We start from the raw sequence: 20289 nt of genomic DNA on the forward strand, positions 1-20289 counted from the left end.
GAGACACGAGAACCGATGGCAGTCCATAACTACGACGTGGTGGTGATCGGCACCGGACCGGCAGGGGAGAGCGCGGCGATCAATGCCGCCAAGCACGGCAAGCGGGTCGCCGTGGTCGAGAAGCAGCCCGCCGTGGGCGGCAACTGCACCCACTGGGGGACGATCCCCTCCAAGGCGCTGCGCCATCAGGTCAAGCAGATCATGCAGTTCAACACCAACCGCATGTTCCGCGATATCGGCGAGCCGCGCTGGTTCTCGTTTCCCAAGGTCCTCGAGCGCTCCCGGGTGACCATCGATCAGCAGGTCGAGATGCGCACCAATTTCTACGCGCGCAATCGCATCGACCTGTTCTTCGGCGTGGCGCGCTTTCGCGACGAGCACACCGTGGTCATCCGCGACAATCACGAAGGCGTCGAGGAGCTCTGCGCCCAGAAGGTCGTCGTCGCCACCGGCTCGCGGCCCTATCGGCCGGGCGACGTCAACTTCCGTCATCCGCGGATCTACTGCTCCGACACCATCCTGGGCCTGTCGCACACGCCGCGCACGCTGATCATCTACGGCGCCGGGGTGATCGGCTCCGAATACGCCTCGATCTTCTCGGGGCTCGGGGTCAAGGTCGACCTGATCGATACCCGCAGTCGGCTACTGTCGTTCCTCGACGACGAGATCAGCGATGCGCTGTCCTACCACCTGCGTCAGCACGGCGTGCTGGTGCGTCACAACGAGGAGTACGAGCGGATCGAGGGCGACGAGTCCGGGGTCGTCGTGCATCTCAAGTCGGGCAAGAAGCTGCGTGCCGATGCCTTTCTGTGGGCCAACGGCCGGACCGGCAATACCGACGAGCTGGGTCTCGAGAACATCGGGCTCGAGGCCAACGGGCGTGGCCAGCTCACGGTCGACGATCACTATCGCACCGCCATCCCGCACGTCTATGCGGTGGGCGACGTGATCGGCTGGCCCAGCCTGGCGAGCGCCGCCTACGATCAGGGGCGCAGTGCCAGCGACGAGTTCCTCGACGAGCCGTTCCGCTTCGTCACCGAGATTCCCACCGGCATCTACACGATTCCCGAGATCAGCTCGGTGGGCCGTACCGAGAGCGAACTGACCGAGGCCAAGGTGCCCTACGAGGTGGCCCAGGCCTTCTTCAAGGATACCGCCCGGGCGCAGATCACCGGCGACACCGTGGGCATGCTCAAGATCCTCTTCCACCGCGACTCGCTGGAGATCCTGGGGATCCACTGTTTCGGCGACCAGGCCTCGGAGATCGTCCACATCGGCCAGGCGATCATGCAGCAGCCGGGGGAGGCCAACAGCCTCAAGTACTTCATCAATACCACCTTCAACTACCCGACCATGGCGGAGGCCTATCGGGTGGCGGCTCAGAACGGGCTCAACCGCCTGTTCTGAGCCCTAGGGCCCGCCATCGTGCGGGCCGTTTCCTTTCGTCTCATCGCGACAGGAGGTCAGCATGCGCAAGGAACGCAATTCGCAGAACAACGACTGGACCTTTACCTTCGGCCACGAGGAGCTGGTGATTCACCAGCGCTATGAAGTCCTGAGCATCGTCAACGACTTCATGCTGGGGGTCTGGTTCACCCTCGGCAGTGTCTGCTTCTTCTTCGAAGGCACGCTCAAGACGATCGGCGTCTGGCTGTTCGTCATCGGCAGCGTGCAGTTGCTGATTCGCCCGATAATTCGCCTGCACCGCTACATCCGTTTCAAGCGCCTGCCCGGCAGCGACCAGGACTACTGATGCGCCGTCAGGCGCTCCGGTAGCGGTAGACCCGCAGGCTCGGCAGGAAGACCTCGTCCTCCAGCCGCTCGTCGCTGCGCCTGGCGCGCGTGCGCCCCTCGGGCGGCCGGGGCAGCGGCTCGTTGTGGTGGGGCAGGCGGCCGTCCGGCGCGGGGATGAACAGCGGCAGCGGCAGGTTCAGGGCCCGTCGCTCGCGGCCGTCGGCGAGCGGCTCGGCGAAGAACAGGTTGCCACGCATCACCGGCGCCTGCTTCTGGACCTGGGCCAGGGGCTCCCGGTCGGGAATACCCGCCAGCCGTTCGAGCTGGATGCGGATGTGGGGCGCCTCGCTGTCCAGCGCCAGCAGTTTCTGCTCGGCCTCGCGTACCGTGAGCCGCTTGATCGAACGGCCACTCGAGTACCAGGCCAGTCGGACCCGGGAGAGCGGGGCATCCGCCACCGGGATCTGGCGCCAGCACTGCTTGAGATGCAGCCGGGCCAGCCCCTGGCCGCGCAGGTGGTCGTGGAGGGCGGGATGGCGGAAGGGCAGCACCGCCTTGATCTCGGGAATCAGGCCGGCGGCCTGTTCGCGGATGTCGCCGAGCTTGGCGGCGAAGGCCTGCTTGGCCGCGTTGACGCTGGCGACCGCCTCGAGCAGTGCCTCGTCGGCGGCGACCAGCGCCACGTAGCTGTGCGTGGCGCGCCCGTCCTGGCCGTCGCGGTACCAGAAGTCGAGCAGGCTGCGCCGCAGCCACTCCCGGTCGGGGGTGGGCGTTGCCAGGGCCCAGGCGTCTCGCGGGCGGGCCGCATAGCGGTCGAGCAGCGCTTCGCTGGTCTCGACGAGCCGATCGAAGGCGACCTCGAGTTCGGCCATCAGACGGTACTGGATCTCCATGGCGTGCGCCCTTATACCGTTAGCTCAAAGAGAGACTGTAATCCCGTGACACGCTGCTGTCATCCCGGGAAACGGGCCCGGCCAGCGGGCCCGGGTGCCGTCAGTTGCCGTTGGCGGCGCGGGGATCGCGGCCGATGGGGTGCGGCTGCCGGCGGGCCCTGGCCAGCTCGATCTGGCGCTGACGCTCGGCGGCGCGGGCGCGGGTCTTCTCGGCGAGGGCGTCCCAGCAGTGGGGACAGCTGACGCCGGGGCGGTAATGGGGCGACTGGCGGTCGGCATCGGAAATCGGCCTCCGGCAGGCGTGGCACTGGTCGTACTCGCCTTCGCTCAGGTCGTGACGCACGGTGACCCGGTTGTCGAAGACGAAACACTCGCCGCGCCACAGCGACTGTTCCTCGGGCACCTTCTCCAGATAGTTGAGAATGCCGCCCTTGAGGTGATAGACGGTCTCGAAGCCCTCGTTGAGCATGTAGCTTGAGGCCTTCTCGCAACGGATCCCGCCGGTGCAGAACATCGCCACCTTCTTGTGGCGGGCGGGGTCGTAGTGAGCCTTCACGTACTCGGGAAACTCACGGAACGACGTCGTCCGCGGGTCGATCGCCCCCTCGAAGCTGCCGATCTCCACTTCGTAGTCGTTGCGCGTATCGATCACCAGGACTTCCGGGTCGCTGATCACGTCGTTCCACGCTTCGGGCTCGACGTAGGTCCCGACCCGCTGGTTGGGATCGACATCGGGAACGCCGAGGGTGACGATCTCGCGCTTCAGCTTGACCTTGGTGCGATAGAAGGGATGGGCGTCGCAGTAGGATTCCTTGTGGTCGACGTCGTGCAGGCGCGAATCCGCCTTCAACCAGGCGAGCAGGGCGTCGATCGCTTCGCGGGTACCGGATACGGTGCCGTTGATGCCTTCTTCGGCAAGCAGCAGGGTGCCCTTGACGTCGTTGCGCCGCATGACGTCGAGCAGCGGCTCGCGCAGGGCTTCGAAATCCTCGAGGGTGACGAACTTGTACAGTGCCGCCACGACGATGGTCTGGCTCATGTCGTTCTCCAGTGAGTCGTCCGCGTAAAGGACGGTCCGGATGGTGGATACGGCGGGGTCGCCGCGGGGCGGCATTTTACGGCAAATCGGCGCGCCGTGCAGCGGGTCGTCGCTGCGGCGCCGACGCCATGGCGGGCGTCGGCGCGGAGAGTGGGGTGGTGGGCGGGCAGGCGCGTCTCAGCGGTCGCGATAGCGCCGGGTCAGATCGCCGTAGGCGTCGATGCGCCGGTCGCGCAGGTAGGGCCACATGCGGCGGACGTTCTCGCTGCGGGCCATGTCGAGTTCGACCAGCAGGTTCTCGGGTTCGTCGCCGGCATGGGCCAGCAATTCCCCCTGCGGGCCGCAGATGAAACTGCCCCCCCAGAAATGGATGCCCGGCGTGACACCGCTGAGATCCGGCTCGTGCCCGACCCGGTTGGCGACCAGCACGGGCAGGCCGTTGGCCACCCCGTGAGCGCGCTGGATCAGCGTCCAGGCCTCCTTCTGACGGCCCTTCTCCGGCAGGTCGTCGGGCGGGTGCCAGCCGATCGCCGTGGGGTAGAGCAGCAGATCCGCGCCGGCCAGGGTCATCAGGCGCGCCGCTTCCGGGTACCACTGGTCCCAGCACACCAGCACGCCGAGCCGGCCCAGCGAGGTGTCGATGGGCTCGAAACCCTGCTCGGCGTCGGCATCGCCCGGCGTGAAGTAGAACTTCTCGTAGAAGCCGGGATCGTCGGGGATGTGCATCTTGCGGTAGTGGCCGACACGCCCGCGCTGGCGGTCGAAGACCAGCGCTGTGTTGTGATAGACCCCGGCGGCGCGGCGCTCGAAGATCGAGCCGACCAGCACGATGTCCAGCTCGTGGGCGAGTTCCGCCAGGCGCGTGGCGGTGGGACCGTCGAGCGGTTCGGCGAGGTCGAACAGTTCCGGGTCCTCGCACTGGCAGAAGTAGTGGGTGGCGTGCAGTTCCTGCAGCAGCACCAGCTGGGCGCCGCGTTCGGCCAGTTCGCGAACGCCGGCTTCGCTGGCGTCCAGGCTGCGGGCCTTGTCGGGCCAGGCCGGCTGCTGGACCAGGCCCACCTTGAGGGTCTTGTGCATCTCAACGCTCCTCGTCGTCTTGCGGGTCGCCGGTCTCGGCCAGGCTGCCTCGCGGTAACTGCATGGTCAGGCAGTGTAGACTGCCGTGCTGGCGGATCACACTGCGGCAATCGATGGGCACGATCTCGCGGTCGGGAAACGCCTCGGCCAGGGCCGCGAGTGCCCGGGCGTCGGCCGGATCGGCATAGGTCGGCACCAGCACCGCCCCGTCGATGATCAGGAAGTTGGCATAGGTGGCGGGGAGTCGGTGGCCGTCGTCCGGATCGAAGCAGGGCCGTGGCCAGGGCAACGGTACCAGCCGATAGGGCGTGCCGTCGGGCCGGCGCAGGGCCTGGATCTCGCGCTCCATGGCGGTCAGCGCCGGGTAGTGCGGGTCCGCGGGATCGTCGCAGCGCACGTAGGCGATGGTCTGCGGGTCGCAGAAACGCGCCAGGGTGTCGATATGGCTGTCGGTGTCGTCGCCCTCGAGATGCCCGTGGGTGAGCCAGAGTACCCGGTCGATCCCGAAGTCCGCCGCGAGCCGGCTTTCGATCGCGGCGCGATCGAGGCTCGGGTTGCGGTTGGGGTTGAGCAGGCAGGCCTCGGTGGTGAGCAGTGTTCCCTGGCCGTCGGTCTCGATGGCACCGCCCTCGAGCACCAGCTCGCGAGCTTCCACCGGGGCGGCGAAGACGCCGGACTCGGCGAGTCGCCGGGTCAGGGCATCGTCGCGCTCGGCGGGAAACTTGCCGCCCCAGCCGGTGAAACGGTAGTCGAGCAGCACCACCGTGCCGTCGCGCTCGACGCCGATCGGGCCGTGATCGCGGGCCCAGGTATCGTCGGCGGGGGCCTCGACGAAACGCAGGCGCCCGGCCGGCACCCCGAGATGGCCGAAGGTCGTGGTCAGTCGCGCCCGGGTGGCGGCGTCGGGCACGCTGATCAGCACGCGCTGGTGGCGGGCGATGGCCACCACCATGGCTTCCAGCGTCGCCTCGATGCACGGCAGGGTCGGCGCCCAGTCGCTGTCGCGGGTGGGCCAGGTGAGCTGAATGGCGTCCTGGGGATGCCATTCGGGGAACAGACGCTGCGTCATGGTGTCTCCTGAAGCCGAGAACGTGCCCGTGAACCAGGCGGCGGCATTGTAGACCGCGCCCTGCGCGTTGCAAGCGTTTGGTGGTGCCGTGCCGCCGACGTGGCAGATGCCGGCACCTCGGGCCGTCGATGCGTCGGGCGCCGAAGCGTCGGACCGTCGATGCGTCGGGCGCCGATGCGTCGACACGTAAAAAACCGTACCATGGGTCGCCTGCCGACAAGGAACCGAGTTGATGCTGGATCGCCTACCTTTTCTGATCGGGCTGCGCTACGTGCGGGCCAAACGACGCAACCATTTCATTTCGTTCATCTCGTTGACCTCGATGCTGGGGCTGACGCTGGGCGTGGCGGTACTCATCCTGGTGCTGTCGGTGATGAACGGCTTCGATCACGAGCTGCGCACCCGGGTGCTGGGCATGGTTCCGCATACGCGAATCGAGAAGCCCGCCGGGATGACCGACTGGAAGCCGCTCGCCGAGCGGCTGACCCAGCGCAAGCACGTCGTCGCCGCGGCGCCCTACGTCGAGCAGCAGGGCATGCTGGCGGCCGGCGGCAATACCCAGGGCGCGCTGGTGTGGGGCATCCAGCCGGACTACGAGAAGCGCGTGTCGATCATCGACCAGCACATGCAGCAGGGCAGCCTCGACGATCTTGCCCCGGGGGAGTGGCACATCGTGCTCGGCGACCTGCTGGCACGCAACCTGGGCGTCGGGGTTGGCGACCGGGTGACGCTGCTGGTGCCCGAGGCCTCGATCACCCCGGGCGGGGTCTTTCCGCGCATGAAGCGTTTCACGGTGAGCGGGATCTTCAAGGTCGGGGCCGACCTCGACGCGCGGCTGGCCTATACCAACATCCAGGACATGCAGAAACTGGCGCGCATGGGCGATGCCGTCGGCGGGCTGCGGCTCGAACTCGACGACCTCTTCCTCGCCGGCTCGGTGACCCAGTCGATCCTCAATCAGCTGGGTTACGGTTACCGCGGCATGGACTGGACCTACACCCATGGCAACCTGTTTCAGGCGATCCAGATGGAGAAGCGCATGATCGGGCTGCTGCTGATGGTGATCGTCGCGGTCGCCGCCTTCAACATCGTCTCGACGCTGGTGATGGTGGTCACCGACAAGCACGCCGACATCGCCATCCTGCGCACCATCGGGGCCACGCCGCGAACCATCATGGGCATCTTCATCGTCCAGGGGCTGGCGATCGGCCTGATCGGCATCGTCATCGGCGTGGTGCTGGGCATCGCCCTGGCGTTGTCGGTCTCCGACATCATCGCCTGGTTCGAGGCGGTCACCGGTATCCAGTTCCTCGATCCCAACGTCTACTTCATCAGCTATCTGCCTTCCCGGCTGCAGTGGAGCGACGTGGGCTTCATCGTGCTGGCGGCCTTCGGCCTGAGTTTCCTGTCGACGCTGTACCCGGCCTGGCGGGCGGCGCGTGTCCAGCCTGCGGAGGTACTGCGCTATGAATGAGCCCATGCAATCGACGACCCCGGACGACGCCACCGCGCGCCCGGTCATGCTGGCCTGCGAGGGGCTGACCAAGATCTACCGGGAAGGCCCCCAGGACGTCACCGTTCTCGACGGGCTCGATCTGGCGGTGCGCGCCGGCGAGCGGATCGCCGTGGTGGGCAGTTCCGGCTCCGGCAAGACCACCCTGCTCAACCTGCTCGGCGGGCTCGACAAGCCCACCGCCGGCACGGTGCGCGTGGCCGATCGCTCACTGGCCGATCTCGGCGACGCCGAGCTCGGCCGCTTCCGCAATCGTCACATCGGTTTCGTCTATCAGTTCCACCATCTGCTGGCCGAGTTCACGGCGCGCGAGAACGCTGCGCTGCCGCTGATCATTCGCGGTCAGAAGCGCCGGGAGGCCGAGCAGCGGGCCGGCGAGATCCTCGACAAGGTAGGCATGGCGGCACGGGCCGATCACAAGCCGGGCGAACTTTCCGGCGGCGAGCGCCAGCGCGTGGCGATCGCCAGGGCGCTGATCACCGATCCCAGCCTGATGCTGATGGACGAGCCCACCGGCAACCTCGACCAGACCACCGCGGCGAGCATCCTCGCGCTGATGGACGAACTCGCCGCGACCACGGCCTGCGCCTTCGTGGTGGTGACCCACGATCCGGGCCTGGCCGCGCATCAGGATCGGGTGCTGCATCTGGATCGGGGGCATCTTGCTAGCGATTAGGCCACGGGCGGCGCAGCGTATGCGCTAGTCGGGCTTCTCTCGAGCGGGCGCGCCGGTCTGGGTGGCGCGCGCCTGACGGCGACGACGGGCGCGGCGCTTCCAGCTGCGCGCCACGTGCCAGCGCCAGAGCAGGCGGATCACCAGGTTGCCGGCGAGCCCGGCGACGACCGCGGCGACCAGCGAGCCGACCATCAGCGCGGGCAGGATCTCGGCCATCTTGGCGGCGAGCCAGTGGGCGTTGAGGTGATCGGGAACTTGCCGTGGCGGTGTGGCCAGCAGCCAGGCGCCCAGGCGATAGTTGCCGTAGAAGATGATCGGCATGGTCAGCGGGTTGGTCAGCCAGACCAGCCCCACCGACAGGGGCAGGTTGCAGCGCAGCAGCCAGGCCCCCGCCGCGGCGAGAACCATCTGGAAGGGAATCGGCAGCAGGGCGCAGAACAGGCCGACCATGAAGGCGTTGCCGACCGAGCGGCGGGTCAGCACCCACAGCGAGGCGTTGCCGATCAGGTGGCTCATGAAGCGCAGCGAGCGGTTGCGCTTCAGGGTGTCCGGATGGGGCATGTAGCGCTGGATCAGACGGCGCGGCATGGTCTCGCTCGCTGGTTCGGGGTCCGGCCATTATCCATGGTTGTCCGGCTCCCTGCCATGATCGATCGCGGAGGGCTCGACGGTGGACATCGCAGGCCGCTTCCCGCTCCCGAGTCACGCCCGTCGTCCGGGGCTGGCCGCCCGGCTGGCGCTGGGTGCGCTACTGGGCGGTGTGCTCGGCAACGTCGGGCCGCCCGGGCTGGCCGCCGGGCTCGCGCTGGCCTGGCTTGGGTGTCTGGCGGCCGGGCGCTACCGGCTGGCGCTGACGCTCGGCGTGATGGCCCTGGCCGCGGTACAGGTGCTGCTGGCACGTGGCGCGATCCTGCCCGAGGGCCTCTCGCGCGCCGACCTGGCGGTGCAGGCCCGGGTGCTCGCGGTCAGCGATGACGATGCCGTCACCCGGCTGCGCCTGGCGGTCGACGACTGCCGGCCGCTGGCCAGCCCACGCCCCGCCTGTGACGGCCTCGCGCGCGTCCGGGTGAGCTGGTACGACGCGCCGCCGCTGGCGGTGGGCGACGTCTGGCGGTTGACGCTGCGGCTGCGTCCGCCGGCCGGCTTCGCCAACCCCGATACCTTCGACTATGGCGCCTGGCTGTGGCGCGAGGGTATCGGCGCCACCGGCTACGTGCGCGATGCCCCGGCGCCCGAGCGTCTCGTCGCGGGCGGAGCGGGCCTGCGCCAGCGGGCGCTGGGCTTTCTCGACGGCCACGTCGCCGATCCGCTCGGCCGGCGCTGGCTGGCGGCACTCACCCTGGGCGCCTCGCAGCGGCTGGACGATGCCGACTGGGAACTGCTCAACGCCACCGGCACCACGCATATCATGGTCATTTCCGGGCTGCATGTCGGGCTGATCGCGACCCTCGTGCTGTGGCTGGCACGCGCTGCGGCGCGGCTGCTCACGCCGGGGCGCTGGCGGATGGCGGTCTGGCCCTGGTGGTGCGCGGGCGCGGCGGCCATCGGCTATGCCGGCCTGGCCGGGCTGCAGCCTCCGGCGATGCGCGCGATGATCATGACCCTGGTCGGGCTGTGGGTCGCCAGCGGCCGCCATGCGCCGGGGCCCTGGCAGGGCTGGTGGCTGGCGCTCGCCCTGGTGGTGCTCGCCGACCCGTTGGCGCTGTGGCGGCCGGGACTGTGGCTGTCGTTCGTCGCCGTGGGCCTGCTCATTCTGATCTGGCAGGGACGGGACCGGCCACGCGGTCCGCGTGGCTGGCTGGTCGCCCTGCTGCGTACCCAGGCGCTGCTGGCGCCGCTGATGGCGGCGGCGGTATTGGTCGCCTTCGATCGCTTGGCGCCCGCGGCGCCGCTGGTCAACCTGATCGCGGTGCCGCTGGTCGGCAGCCTGCTGGTGCCTGCGGGGCTGACCGGCTGGGCGCTGGCCTGGTGGCCCTCGCTGGCGGCGTTGTGCTGGCAAGGCTTCAGCGCGGCGGCGCATCTCGTCCACGCCGGACTCGAGCGCGTCATGCAGTGGGTGCCGCTCTGGCACCCGCCGGGCTGGGAAGCGTGGCCGGTCGCCCTGGCCCTGGTGGCGCTGACGGCGCTCTGGGCGCTGCCCGGCGTGGCGCGGACGCTGCGCTGGATCGGCAGCCTGTCACTGCTGATGATGGTGTCCACCCTCGCGCCGTCGGGGATCGCTCCGGGAGTGCTGCGTGTCCGTGTCCACGATGTCGGTCAGGGGCAGTTGCTCGAGCTGCGCACGGCCCATCATCGGCTGCTCTACGATACCGGACCGCGTTTCGGTTCCGGCTTCATGCCGCTGACGACGCTGTGGCCGGCCGGACAGCGCTTCGATGCGGTGATCGTCAGTCATTCCGACCGCGATCATGCCGGCGGCATTCCGGCACTCGAGCAGGACCATCGGGTGGCGAGGTGGTACGCGCCGGGTGTGACGCCGCTGGGTGTCGAGGTACAGCCGTGCCGGGCGGGCCGGCACTGGCGCTGGGATGGCGTCGACTTCCGCTTCCTGTGGCCGCGCGGCGATCCGGCCGGGTTCGACGACAATGACCGCTCCTGCGTGCTGCTGGCGCAGACGGCGGGGCAGCGCCTGCTGGTCAGCGGTGATGCCTCGGCGACCGTGGAGGCGCAGCTGGCCGATGCGCTGCCGGGCCCGGTGAACGTGCTGGTGGCCGGTCATCACGGCAGCCTGAGCAGTTCGTCGCCGCCCTGGGTGACGGCGACGCGGCCGCATCACGTGGTCTTCAGCGCCGGGCGCGACAACCCGCACCATCATCCCCGCGATGCCGTGGTGCGTCGTTACCGTCAAGCGGGCAGTTGCCTGTGGAACACCGCGCTGGATGGCGCGGTGACGTTCTGGCTGGGTGGCTCCCACGACCCCGAGGTGAGCGCACAGCGCCCGCCGGTGGGGTGGCGCGAGAGTGTCGAAGGGCGCTGCCATACGGTAGAATCGCCGCACTGAAAGCGGCGCTGCCTTCACGAACCGGGAGACGGGACGCAATGAACGTTTACGACGCGCTGGTGGCCGGCGGGGTCCTGATGATCCCGATCCTGGGCTGCTCGCTGCTCGCCACGCTGATCATCGTCGAGCGTCTGTGGAGCCTGCGGGCCTCACGGATCGCGCCGGCGCGTCTCGGCGAAGAGGTCTGCGAACTGATCCAGCAGGGGCAGGTCAACCTGTTCTGGCTGGAGAGCCACTCGCCGCTGGGCGGGGTGCTGGCGGCGGGTCTGCGTAACGCCCGGCTGGGGCAGGATCAGGTCCGGGCGCGCATTCAGGAAGCCGCCACCGCGGTGATCCACGACATGGAGCGCTTTCTCAGCCCGCTCGGCACCATCGCCTCCATCACCCCGTTGATCGGCCTGCTGGGTACCGTGGTGGGGATGATCCAGGTCTTCGCGGTGATCGTCTCGGCGGAGGGCGCGCAGCGCACCGCCGAACTGGCCGGTGGCATCTCCCAGGCGCTGGTGACCACCGCGGCGGGTCTGACCGTGGCGATTCCGGCGCTGATGTTCCATCGCTACTTCCAGCGCCGGGTGGAGGACATCACCGTGCGCATGGAGGAGCAGGCCGGCCAGGTGGTGGAGTTCCTCGCCCACCATGGCCAGGAGCTGACCCTGGCGGAGCGCCGCGACGTGCGCAGCGCCCCGCGCGAGGCCCGGGGCCGCCGCGCATGAAGTTTCCGCGTCGCCACCGCGAACCGGCGGAGGTCAACCTCACGCCGTTGATCGACGTGGTGTTCCTGCTGTTGATCTTCTTCATGGTCTCGACCACCTTCGAGACCCGCGAGGCGCTGGAGCTGACCCTGCCGTCGAGCGACAACGGCCAGGCCCTCGAGGCCGCGCCGGTGACCCTGACGGTGACCCGGGACGGCACCTATCGCCTGGACCAGCGCACGCTGACCTCCCGCGAGGCGCTGCATCGGGCGCTGGCCGAGCGGGCCGCGACCGCCCGGGAACGCGGCCTGGTGATCGAGGCCGATGCCCAGGCCACCCACGGCGCCGTGGTGACGGCCCTGGACCAGGCCGCCTCGCTCGACATCCAGCGGGTGCGTATCGCCACCCGCGCGATGCCTTCATCCTCCAAACACGCGGAGACGCCGTGACGCAAGCCACCAGTCTGTCCCTGTACCGGCGCCTGCTCGGCTACGTGAAGCCGCACTGGAAGGCCTTCGCCGCCGCCGTGCTCGGCTATGCCATCTACGCGGCGTCGAGCACCGCCCTGGCCGAGATGATGAAACGCCTGATCGATGGTATCCAGAATCCCGATGCGGCGTTCCGGCTGTATCTGCCGCTGTTCGTGGTCGGCATGTTCGCCGCCCGCGGCGCCGGGACCTTCCTGGGCACCTACTTCATGAGCGACGTGGCGCGCAACGTGGTCCATTCCCTGCGCTGCAGCGTGTTCAATCACATGCTGCACCTGCCGGGGCGCTTCTTCGACGCCCACTCCAGCGGGCACCTGATCTCGCGGGTGACCTATCACGTCGAGCAGGTCACCGGCGCGGCCACCAACGCCATCACCATCATTCTGCGCGAGGGGCTGTTCGTCATCGGCCTGGTGGTCTACCTGCTGTGGACCAACTGGATGCTGACGCTGCTGTTCCTCGCCGTCACGCCCTTGATCGCCGGGGTGGTGCGCTACGCCAGCAAGCGCTTCCGGCGTCTCTCGCGGCGCATCCAGAACTCGATGGGCGACGTCACTCACGTCGCCTCCGAGGCCCTGACCGGCTACAAGGTGGTGCGCACCCACGGCGCCGAGGAGTACGAGAAGCGCCGTTTCGCCGCCGTCAGCGACTACAACCGCGAGCAGAGCATGAAGGAGGCGCTGACCAAGGCGGTCAGCACGCCGGTGATCCAGCTGCTGGTGGCGCTGTCGCTGGCCGCCCTGGTCTGGCTGGCCATGGCCCCCGAACTGATGGCCGACATGACCCCGGGCGAGTTCGTGGCCTTCATCACCGCCGCTTCGCTGATGGCCAAGCCGATCAAGTCGCTCAGCGAGGTCAATTCGGTGATCCAGAAGGGCCTGGCGGCGGCCGGCGAACTGTTCCGCCTGCTCGAGGAGCCCACCGAGATCGACGACGGCCATCTCGATCCCGAGAACATCGCCGGTCGTGTGAGCCTGGAGGGCGTGCACTTTGCCTACGGCGCGGATCAGCCCGAGGTGCTCAAGGGCATCGATCTCGAGATCGCCGCCGGCGAAATGATCGCCATCGTCGGCCGCTCGGGCAGCGGCAAGTCGACGCTGGTCAGCCTGTTGCCACGCTTCTACCGGCCCACGCAGGGGTGGGTGTGCCTCGACGGCGTGCCGCTCGACGAGTACCGGCTGTCGCCGCTGCGCCGGCAGATCGCGCTGGTCTCGCAGCAGGTCACGCTGTTCAACGCCTCGGTGGCCGACAACATCGCCTATGGCGTGCCCGATGCCGACCGCGCCAGCGTCGAGGCGGCGGCGCGCGCCGCCTACGCCGACGAGTTCATTCGTCGCCTGCCGCAGGGCTACGACACCGTGATCGGCGACAACGGCGTGATGCTCTCGGGCGGCCAGCGCCAGCGCCTGGCCATCGCCCGGGCGATCTTCAAGGATGCGCCGCTGCTGGTCCTCGACGAGGCCACCTCGGCGCTCGACACCGAGTCGGAGCGCTACATCCAGCGTGCCCTCGAGGAAGTCTGCCGCGGTCGTACCACCCTGGTCATCGCCCATCGCCTGTCGACCATCGAGCGCGCCGATCGCATCCTGGTGATGGAGCAGGGGCAGATCGTCGAGAGTGGCACCCATGCCGAGCTGCTCGCCCGGGACGGCGCCTATGCCGCGCTGCATCGTCTGCAGTTCCAGGAGGCGGTGGCATGAGCCGCTGGGTCGATGCCGGCTATCGTGACGCCGCCTGGCTGCAGGCGTTGCGGCCCTTGTCGTGGCTCTACCGCCTCGGCGTCGAGACGCGCCGCCGGGCCTACGCCAGCGGCCGCAAGCCGATCTGGCGCTCGCCGGTGCCGGTGATCGTGGTCGGCAACCTGACCCTGGGCGGGACCGGCAAGTCGCCGCTGGTGGCCTGGCTGGTGCGCTGGCTGGGCGAGCGCGGCTGGCGGCCGGGGATCGTCTCGCGGGGCTACGGGGGCCAGGCGCCGCGCTATCCGTTCTACGTCGACGCCGACAGCGACGTGACCTTCAGCGGCGACGAGCCGCTGATGCTCGCCCAGCAGACCGGGCGGCCGGTGGTGGTCGACCCGGACCGCCCCCGCGGCGCCCGCAAGCTGATCGCCGCCGGCTGCGACATCGTCATCGCCGACGACGGCCTGCAGCATCTGGCGCTGGGTCGCGACATCGAACTGGTGGTGGTGGACGGGGCCCTGGGCTTCGGCAACGGCCGCTGCCTGCCCGCCGGGCCGCTGCGCGAGCCGCTGGCGCGCCTGGCGAGCGTGGATGCCCTGGTGGTCAACGGCGGCGGCCGCGAGGGACTTGCCGCGGCGGCGGAGGCTGGCGGGGCGCCGGCCGGTTACGGCATGCAACTGGTACCGGCCCGTTGGCGGCACCTCACCGACGGGGTGGGCTATGGTGTCGAGACGCCACCGTTCTCGGGGCGGGTGCATGCCCTGGCGGGCATCGGCCGCCCGGCGCGCTTCTTCGCCACGCTGGAGGCGCTGGGCGTGAGCCACGACGCGCACCCCTTGCCCGATCATCACCGCTTCAGCGCTGAGGATCTGCGCTTCGCCGACAACCGCCCGGTGGTGATGACCGCCAAGGACGCGGTCAAATGCCGGCGCTTCGCCAACGAGCGCTGCTGGGCGCTGGACGTCGAGGCGGCGCCGGATCCGGCCTTCGCGAGCTGGCTGGCCGAACGACTCGATACGCTACAACCCGCGACCTGCGAGGTAACTCATGGATAAGGAATTGCTGGCCATGCTGGTCTGTCCGCTGTGCCAGGGCAAGCTCAAGTACGATCGCGAACGCGGCGAACTCAAGTGCCATTACGATGGCCTGGCCTACCCGATACGCGACGACATCCCGGTGATGCTCCAGGAAGAGGCCCGGGTCATGGATGCCGACGAGAAGCTCGGCAAGTCGTCGGGCCCGGCCGCGGCAACGGACCCCGAGGCATGAACGAGTTCGTGGTGGTGATCCCGGCGCGCTACGCCTCGAGCCGTTTGCCGGGCAAGCCGCTCGCCGATATCGCCGGGGTACCGATGGTGGTGCGCGTCTGGCAGCGTGCCCTCGACAGCGGGGCCGCCCGGGTGGTGGTGGCGACCGACGACGCGCGGATCCGGGCGGCGGTGGAGGCGGCCGGCGGCGAGGCGCTGATGACCCGCGACGACCATCCTTCCGGCACCGACCGGCTGGCCGAAGTGGCGCAGTCGCTGCAGCTGGCGGACGAGACCATCGTGGTCAACGTCCAGGGCGACGAGCCCTTGTTGCCCCCGGCGTCGATCGCCCAGGTCGCCGCGCGCCTGGCGGACGACCCCGAGGCGGCGATCGCCACGCTGGCCGAGCCGATCGGCGACGTCGAGGCGCTGTTCAACCCCAACGTGGTCAAGGTGGTGCGCGACGTGCGCGGCCGGGCGCTGTACTTTTCAAGGGCACCGATTCCCTGGGATCGCGGGCAGTTCGCGGCGCGTCCCGAGACCCTGGCCACCGATGCCTGGTTGCGACACATCGGCCTCTACGCCTATCGGGCGGGCTTTCTCGCCGAGTACGTCGACTGGCTGCCGAGCCCGCTGGAGCAGCTCGAACAGCTCGAGCAGTTGCGGGCCCTGCATCACGGCCGGCACATCCAGGTCGCCCTGGCGCGCGAGGTGCACCCGGCCGGCGTGGACAGCGCCGCGGATCTCGAGCGGGTCCGTCATTGGTTTCTGCAGCAGGAGGCGTCGCACTGATGCGAGTTCTGTTCGTGTGTCTGGGTAACATCTGTCGTTCGCCGAGCGCCGAAGGCGTGTTTCGGGCGCGCCTTCAGCGTGCCGGCCTCGCCGAGCGGGTCGAGGTCGACTCCTGCGGCATCGGCCACTGGCACGTCGGCAAGGCACCCGACGAGCGCGCCCAGGCGGCGGCACGCAAGCGTGGCATCGACATCGCCGGGCTGCGCGCGCGGGTTCTCGACGCGGCGGACTATCGCCACTTCGACTACATCCTGGCCATGGATCACGATAACCTCGCCGCGATCGAGGCGGGTCGGCCCGTGGATTGCCGGGCGACGATCGATCTCTTCCTGAGCTATGCCGGGCGCCCCGACGACGCGGTGCCGGACCCCTATTTCGGCGGCGACGAAGGCTTCGAGACGGTGCTCGATCTGATCGAGGCGGCCAGCGACGGCCTGATCGACGAGATCCGGCGCCGCCTGGCGGGGTCATGATCCAGCACGACGTCGATCTGAGCGCGGCCAACACCCTGGGGCTGCCCGCCACCGCCGAGCGTCTGGCGACGGTGACCTCGATCGCCGAGGCCCGCCAGGCGCTGATCGAGGCCGAACGCCACGCCTGGCCGCTGACGGTGATCGGCGGCGGCAGCAACCTGGTCCTCGAGCCCTGGCTGCCGGGGCTCGTGGTGCGCCCGGCGCTGACCGAGCATTGGCTGGAAGCGGCCGACGGCGACACCGTGCGCGTTCACGTGGGGGCCGGCGTGAACTGGCACCAACTGGTCGTCGCCATGGCCGAGCGCGGCCTGTGGGGTATCGAGAACCTGGCGCTGATTCCCGGGCTGGCCGGGGCGGCGCCGATCCAGAACATCGGCGCCTACGGCGTGGAACTCGCCGAGGTGCTCGAGGAAGTTCACCTGATCGAGCGAGACGGGGCGCGCGAGCGGGTGCTGGGACGCGAGGAGTGTGCCTTCGGCTACCGCGACAGCGTCTTCAAGCACGCCCTCGAGAACCGCGTGATCATCACCCGCCTGGTGCTGCGCCTGTCGCGTCGCCCGCGGCCCCGACTCGACTACGGCGACCTGGCCTCGCGGGTCTCGGCCGCGGCGTCGCCGAGCGAGATCGTTGCCGCGGTGAGTGCGGTACGCCGCGAGAAACTCCCCGACCCGGCGCGGCTCGGCAACGCCGGCAGCTTCTTCAAGAACCCGCGGGTCGATGCAGACCAGGCACGGGCACTGCTCGCGGCGTTTCCGACGATGCCGCACTTTCCCCTGCCCGATGGCGGCGTCAAGCTGGCGGCCGGCTGGCTGATCGACCAGTGCGGCCTCAAGGGCCTGCGTGACGGCCATGTCGGCGTTCACGACCGTCAGGCCCTGGTGCTGGTGCATCACGGCGGCGGCAGCGCCGCGGAACTTCTGGCACTGGCCGAGCGCGTCGCGGCGGCGGTCGAGCGGCGCTTCGGCGTGTGCCTGGAGCGCGAACCGCGGCGCTTCGGGCAGGCGCGGCCGGCGGGGGGCGGAAAGCCGTAGAATGACGGCGGGTCGTACAGGGGCCGCGAGCCCGCGGCGGACGGCTCGTGTGGCTCGACAAGACCTGAAACGCAGAAGGCCCCGTCGGCGAACCGACGGGGCCTTCTGGCGTGTTCTGGTGGCTACGCCCTGATTCGAACAGGGGACCCCATCATTATGAGTGATGTGCTCTAACCAGCTGAGCTACGTAGCCGTTCAACGAGAGCGAATATTACGCATAAGACGCTGAGCTGTCAAGGAATATCGCCCCCGTCGCGTCACACGTTGAAGCGGAAGTGGATCACGTCGCCATCGGCGACGATGTACTCCTTGCCCTCCAGGCGCCACTTGCCGGCGTCCTTGGCGCCGGCTTCGCCGCCGAGCGTGACGAAGTCGTCGTAGGCCACCACTTCGGCGCGAATGAAGCCCTTCTCGAAGTCGGTGTGGATCACGCCGGCCGCCTGGGGCGCGGTGGCGCCGACCCTGACCGTCCAGGCGCGGACTTCCTTGACCCCGGCGGTGAAGTAGGTCTGCAGGCCGAGCAGGTTGTAGCCGGCGCGGATCACCCGGTCGAGGCCCGGTTCCTCCATGCCCATCTCGTCGAGGAACATGGCGCGCTCCTCGTCCTCCAGTTCGGCGATCTCGGCCTCGAGCTGGTTGCACACCGGCACCACCACGGCGCCTTCCTCGGCGGCGATCTCGCGCACGGTGTCGAGGTGCGGGTTGGCGTCGAAGCCGTCCTCGTTGACGTTGGCGATGTACATGGTCGGCTTGAGCGTCAGGAAGCCGTAGCTCTTGACCTGGCGCTTCTCCTCGTCGGAGAGCCCGAAACTGCGCAGCGGCAGGCCCTCGGCGAGGTGCGGCTGGATGCGATCGAGCAGGGCCTTGGTGGCGATGGCCTCCTTGTCGCCGCTCTTGACCACCCGGGCGAGGCGCTGGAGGGCGCGCTCGACGCTGTCCAGGTCGGCCAGCGCGAGTTCCAGATTGATGGTCTCGATGTCGGCCCGCGGGTCGACCTGATTGGCGACGTGGATGACGTTGTCATTGTCGAAGCAACGCACCACGTGGGCGATGGCGTCGGTCTCGCGGATGTTGGCGAGGAACTGGTTGCCCAGGCCTTCGCCCTTGGAAGCGCCCGCCACCAGCCCGGCGATGTCGACGAACTCCATGGTGGTGGGGACGACCTTCTCGGGCTTGACGATCTCGGCGAGCTTGTCGAGGCGCGGGTCGGGCATCGGCACGATGCCGGTATTGGGCTCGATGGTGCAGAAGGGGAAGTTCTCGGCGTCGATACCGGACTTGGTCAGTGCATTGAAGAGCGTGGACTTGCCGACGTTGGGCAAGCCGACGATGCCGCAGTTGAATCCCATGATTTGGTCCTGAAGATGCAGAAAGGCGTGAACGCAATGGCGGGTATTCTACGGGACGCTTTAGGCGTGAGCCAGAAGAGGGAAGGCGTCAGAGAGAAGATCGGATAGGCGTCATACTGCAAGACATGAGGCTTAGGTCTTCTTGGATCTTCCAGCGGCGCAGCCGCGCTCTTCCTTCTTATGGCTTGAAGCTGTGCAGCCGGTTCATGGCCTTGGCCCTGTCGCCGGAGAGGGCGTCGGGCAGGGTGGCGATGCACTCGTCGATGGCGGCGTCGATGGCCTGACGTTCGGCCTTGCCGGGGCGGCCCAGTACATAGTTGGTGACCTGCTTGGCACTGCCGGGGTGGCCGATGCCGATGCGCAGGCGGTGGAAGTCCTTGCGATTGCCCAGCGCGCTGATGGTGTCGCGCAGGCCGTTGTGACCGCCGTGGCCGCCGTCGCGCTTGTAGCGGGCGGTGCCGGGGGCGATGTCCAGTTCGTCATGGGCGACGAGCAGTTCCTCGGGGGCGATCTTGAAGAACTGGCAGAGCGCGGCGACAGCCGCGCCGCTGCGGTTCATGAAGGTGGTCGGGTTGAGCAGGTGCAGCTCGTGACCGGCGAAGTGGATCTTGGCGTAGTCGCCGAGAAACTTCTTCTCCATGCGCAGCGGTGTATGGCTGTCGCGCGCCAGGGCGTCGACCAGCCAGGCCCCCGCATTGTGCCGGGTTTCGGCGTAATTCGAGCCCGGGTTGCCCAGGCCGATGATCGCTTTGACGTGGCTCATGCGGGTGCCTTGCTGGTGGTACGGCAAAGCCGATTACTCGGCCTTGCCGTCTTCCTCGCCCTCGTTGCCGGCTTCTTCCTCGGCACGCTGTTCGACTTCGGTCGGCGTCTCGGTTTCTTCCGCGTCGCCTTCCTCGGTGGTACCGCGGGTCGGACGGGTGATGCTGACCACGCCGGCGTCGTGCTCTTCACCATGGCTCAGCTCGACCAGCGTCACGCCGGCCGGCAGCTTGAGGTCGGACAGGTGCAGGGTGTCGCCCAGTTCCAGGTCGCTGATGTCGACCTCGAGGTACTCGGGCAGGTCCTTGGGCAGGCAGCTGATGGTCACGTCGGTGGCCAGCACGTGCAGCACGCCGTCCTGTTCCTTGATGCCCTTGCAGTTCTCTTCGCCGACCACGTGCAGCGGCACGTGCATGGTCATGGCGTGAGTGGCATCGACACGCAGGAAGTCGGCGTGGGTCACCAGCGCCTTGTACGGGTGACGCTGCAGGTCGCGGATGACGACCTGTTCCTTGCTGCCCTCGACGTCGATGGTGATGATCGAGGAGAAGAAGGCTTCTTCTTCGATCGCCTTGTAGAAGGCCGGCTTGTCGATGGTGATCGGCTGCGGGGCCTTCTCGCCGCCGTAGATGATGGCAGCGACTTGCTCGTTCTTACGACGCAGGCGGCGGCTCGCACCTTTCCCCAGGTCGTGTCGAACGTTGGCGGACAATTGATAATCGGACATGGTTAACCTCTCGGGGTCGAAATAAGGAAATCGGCATCGCCCGCGAC

The 20289-nt window shown here is 68.7% G+C and carries 21 protein-coding genes and 1 tRNA gene; 13 read left to right on the forward strand and 9 right to left on the reverse strand.

Features of this window, described 5'->3' with window-relative positions; genetic code table 11:
• Nucleotides 1–15: 15 nt before the first annotated feature.
• Together sthA and KGR00_RS04815 are read left to right on the forward strand one after the other, a co-directional pair.
• Nucleotides 16–1407 carry a Si-specific NAD(P)(+) transhydrogenase gene (gene sthA / locus KGR00_RS04810; RefSeq protein ID WP_224417448.1) on the forward strand — a complete coding sequence of 464 codons (1392 nt, stop codon included), beginning with the start codon at nucleotides 16–18 and terminating at the stop codon, nucleotides 1405–1407.
• Nucleotides 1408–1468: 61 nt separating this feature from the next.
• Complete coding sequence (locus tag KGR00_RS04815) at nucleotides 1469–1753, forward strand: YrhK family protein (protein WP_224417447.1); 285 nt, start codon at nucleotides 1469–1471, stop codon at nucleotides 1751–1753.
• Nucleotides 1754–1760: 7 nt separating this feature from the next.
• Here KGR00_RS04815 and KGR00_RS04820 read toward each other — a convergent pair whose 3' ends face one another.
• The 4 genes from KGR00_RS04820 to KGR00_RS04835 all read right to left on the reverse strand — a co-directional run bounded on the left by KGR00_RS04820 (nucleotide 1761) and on the right by KGR00_RS04835 (nucleotide 5812).
• Entirely contained in the window at nucleotides 1761–2627 is an 867-nt protein-coding gene (locus KGR00_RS04820) for a DNA replication terminus site-binding protein (protein WP_129140104.1), read from the reverse strand.
• A 100-nt stretch (nucleotides 2628–2727) separates the two neighbouring features.
• The gene (locus tag KGR00_RS04825; protein ID WP_129140103.1) at nucleotides 2728–3666 is read right to left on the reverse strand and encodes a rhodanese-related sulfurtransferase; all 939 of its coding nucleotides are present in this window, start codon (nucleotides 3664–3666) and stop codon (nucleotides 2728–2730) included.
• Between the two features lie 177 nt (nucleotides 3667–3843).
• Nucleotides 3844–4743 (reverse strand): carbon-nitrogen hydrolase, encoded by a 900-nt coding sequence (locus tag KGR00_RS04830; protein ID WP_224417446.1) that lies wholly within the window; start codon nucleotides 4741–4743, stop codon nucleotides 3844–3846.
• Between the two features lies 1 nt (nucleotide 4744).
• Nucleotides 4745–5812 carry an agmatine deiminase family protein gene (locus KGR00_RS04835; protein WP_224417445.1) on the reverse strand — a complete coding sequence of 356 codons (1068 nt, stop codon included), beginning with the start codon at nucleotides 5810–5812 and terminating at the stop codon, nucleotides 4745–4747.
• A 232-nt stretch (nucleotides 5813–6044) separates the two neighbouring features.
• Between KGR00_RS04835 and KGR00_RS04840 the strand changes: the two genes are divergently transcribed.
• Nucleotides 6045–7286: a lipoprotein-releasing ABC transporter permease subunit gene (locus KGR00_RS04840; RefSeq protein WP_224417444.1), complete on the forward strand. Its 1242-nt coding sequence runs from the start codon at nucleotides 6045–6047 to the stop codon at nucleotides 7284–7286.
• Between the two features lie 4 nt (nucleotides 7287–7290).
• Complete coding sequence (locus tag KGR00_RS04845; RefSeq protein ID WP_224417443.1) at nucleotides 7291–8001, forward strand: ATP-binding cassette domain-containing protein; 711 nt, start codon at nucleotides 7291–7293, stop codon at nucleotides 7999–8001.
• A gap of 24 nt (nucleotides 8002–8025) precedes the next feature.
• Here KGR00_RS04845 and KGR00_RS04850 read toward each other — a convergent pair whose 3' ends face one another.
• Nucleotides 8026–8589: a DUF2062 domain-containing protein gene (locus KGR00_RS04850; protein WP_129140098.1), complete on the reverse strand. Its 564-nt coding sequence runs from the start codon at nucleotides 8587–8589 to the stop codon at nucleotides 8026–8028.
• Between the two features lie 82 nt (nucleotides 8590–8671).
• On the opposite strand from KGR00_RS04850, the gene KGR00_RS04855 reads away from it, so the two are divergent.
• Genes KGR00_RS04855 through murB form a run of 9 tightly spaced genes read left to right on the forward strand, consistent with a single transcriptional unit; the run spans nucleotide 8672 to nucleotide 17404 of the window.
• The gene (locus KGR00_RS04855) at nucleotides 8672–11002 is read left to right on the forward strand and encodes a DNA internalization-related competence protein ComEC/Rec2 (RefSeq protein WP_224417442.1); all 2331 of its coding nucleotides are present in this window, start codon (nucleotides 8672–8674) and stop codon (nucleotides 11000–11002) included.
• A 38-nt stretch (nucleotides 11003–11040) separates the two neighbouring features.
• Entirely contained in the window at nucleotides 11041–11715 is a 675-nt protein-coding gene (locus KGR00_RS04860) for a MotA/TolQ/ExbB proton channel family protein (protein WP_224417441.1), read from the forward strand.
• Nucleotides 11712–12143, forward strand: coding sequence for a biopolymer transporter ExbD (locus tag KGR00_RS04865; RefSeq protein WP_224417440.1), 432 nt, complete (start codon nucleotides 11712–11714; stop codon nucleotides 12141–12143). Before KGR00_RS04860 ends, KGR00_RS04865 begins: the two co-directional genes overlap by 4 nt.
• The gene (gene msbA / locus KGR00_RS04870; RefSeq protein WP_224417439.1) at nucleotides 12140–13882 is read left to right on the forward strand and encodes a lipid A export permease/ATP-binding protein MsbA; all 1743 of its coding nucleotides are present in this window, start codon (nucleotides 12140–12142) and stop codon (nucleotides 13880–13882) included. Before KGR00_RS04865 ends, msbA begins: the two co-directional genes overlap by 4 nt.
• The gene (lpxK, locus tag KGR00_RS04875) at nucleotides 13879–14916 is read left to right on the forward strand and encodes a tetraacyldisaccharide 4'-kinase (protein ID WP_224417438.1); all 1038 of its coding nucleotides are present in this window, start codon (nucleotides 13879–13881) and stop codon (nucleotides 14914–14916) included. The genes msbA and lpxK overlap by 4 nt, the downstream gene beginning before the upstream one ends.
• The gene (locus KGR00_RS04880) at nucleotides 14909–15130 is read left to right on the forward strand and encodes a Trm112 family protein (protein WP_129140093.1); all 222 of its coding nucleotides are present in this window, start codon (nucleotides 14909–14911) and stop codon (nucleotides 15128–15130) included. Before lpxK ends, KGR00_RS04880 begins: the two co-directional genes overlap by 8 nt.
• Nucleotides 15127–15900: a 3-deoxy-manno-octulosonate cytidylyltransferase gene (kdsB, locus tag KGR00_RS04885; RefSeq protein ID WP_224417437.1), complete on the forward strand. Its 774-nt coding sequence runs from the start codon at nucleotides 15127–15129 to the stop codon at nucleotides 15898–15900. The genes KGR00_RS04880 and kdsB overlap by 4 nt, the downstream gene beginning before the upstream one ends.
• Complete coding sequence (locus KGR00_RS04890; protein WP_224417436.1) at nucleotides 15900–16373, forward strand: low molecular weight protein-tyrosine-phosphatase; 474 nt, start codon at nucleotides 15900–15902, stop codon at nucleotides 16371–16373. Before kdsB ends, KGR00_RS04890 begins: the two co-directional genes overlap by 1 nt.
• Nucleotides 16370–17404 (forward strand): UDP-N-acetylmuramate dehydrogenase, encoded by a 1035-nt coding sequence (murB, locus tag KGR00_RS04895; RefSeq protein ID WP_224417435.1) that lies wholly within the window; start codon nucleotides 16370–16372, stop codon nucleotides 17402–17404. Before KGR00_RS04890 ends, murB begins: the two co-directional genes overlap by 4 nt.
• A gap of 116 nt (nucleotides 17405–17520) precedes the next feature.
• On the opposite strand, the gene KGR00_RS04900 is transcribed toward murB, so the two are convergent.
• The 4 genes from KGR00_RS04900 to KGR00_RS04915 form a co-directional block, all read right to left on the reverse strand.
• Nucleotides 17521–17597: transfer RNA gene (locus KGR00_RS04900), tRNA-Met, on the reverse strand.
• 64 nt (nucleotides 17598–17661) lie between these two features.
• The gene (gene ychF, locus KGR00_RS04905; RefSeq protein ID WP_129140089.1) at nucleotides 17662–18753 is read right to left on the reverse strand and encodes a redox-regulated ATPase YchF; all 1092 of its coding nucleotides are present in this window, start codon (nucleotides 18751–18753) and stop codon (nucleotides 17662–17664) included.
• Nucleotides 18754–18931: 178 nt separating this feature from the next.
• A complete protein-coding gene (pth, locus tag KGR00_RS04910; RefSeq protein ID WP_224417434.1) occupies nucleotides 18932–19516 on the reverse strand; it encodes an aminoacyl-tRNA hydrolase in 585 nt (194 codons plus the stop codon).
• 33 nt (nucleotides 19517–19549) lie between these two features.
• Nucleotides 19550–20242: a 50S ribosomal protein L25/general stress protein Ctc gene (locus KGR00_RS04915; protein WP_129140087.1), complete on the reverse strand. Its 693-nt coding sequence runs from the start codon at nucleotides 20240–20242 to the stop codon at nucleotides 19550–19552.
• Nucleotides 20243–20289: the final 47 nt, after the last annotated feature.

Origin of the sequence: Modicisalibacter sp. MOD 31.J (assembly GCF_020147985.1) — a bacterium.
GTDB lineage: Bacteria > Pseudomonadota > Gammaproteobacteria > Pseudomonadales > Halomonadaceae > Modicisalibacter > Modicisalibacter coralii.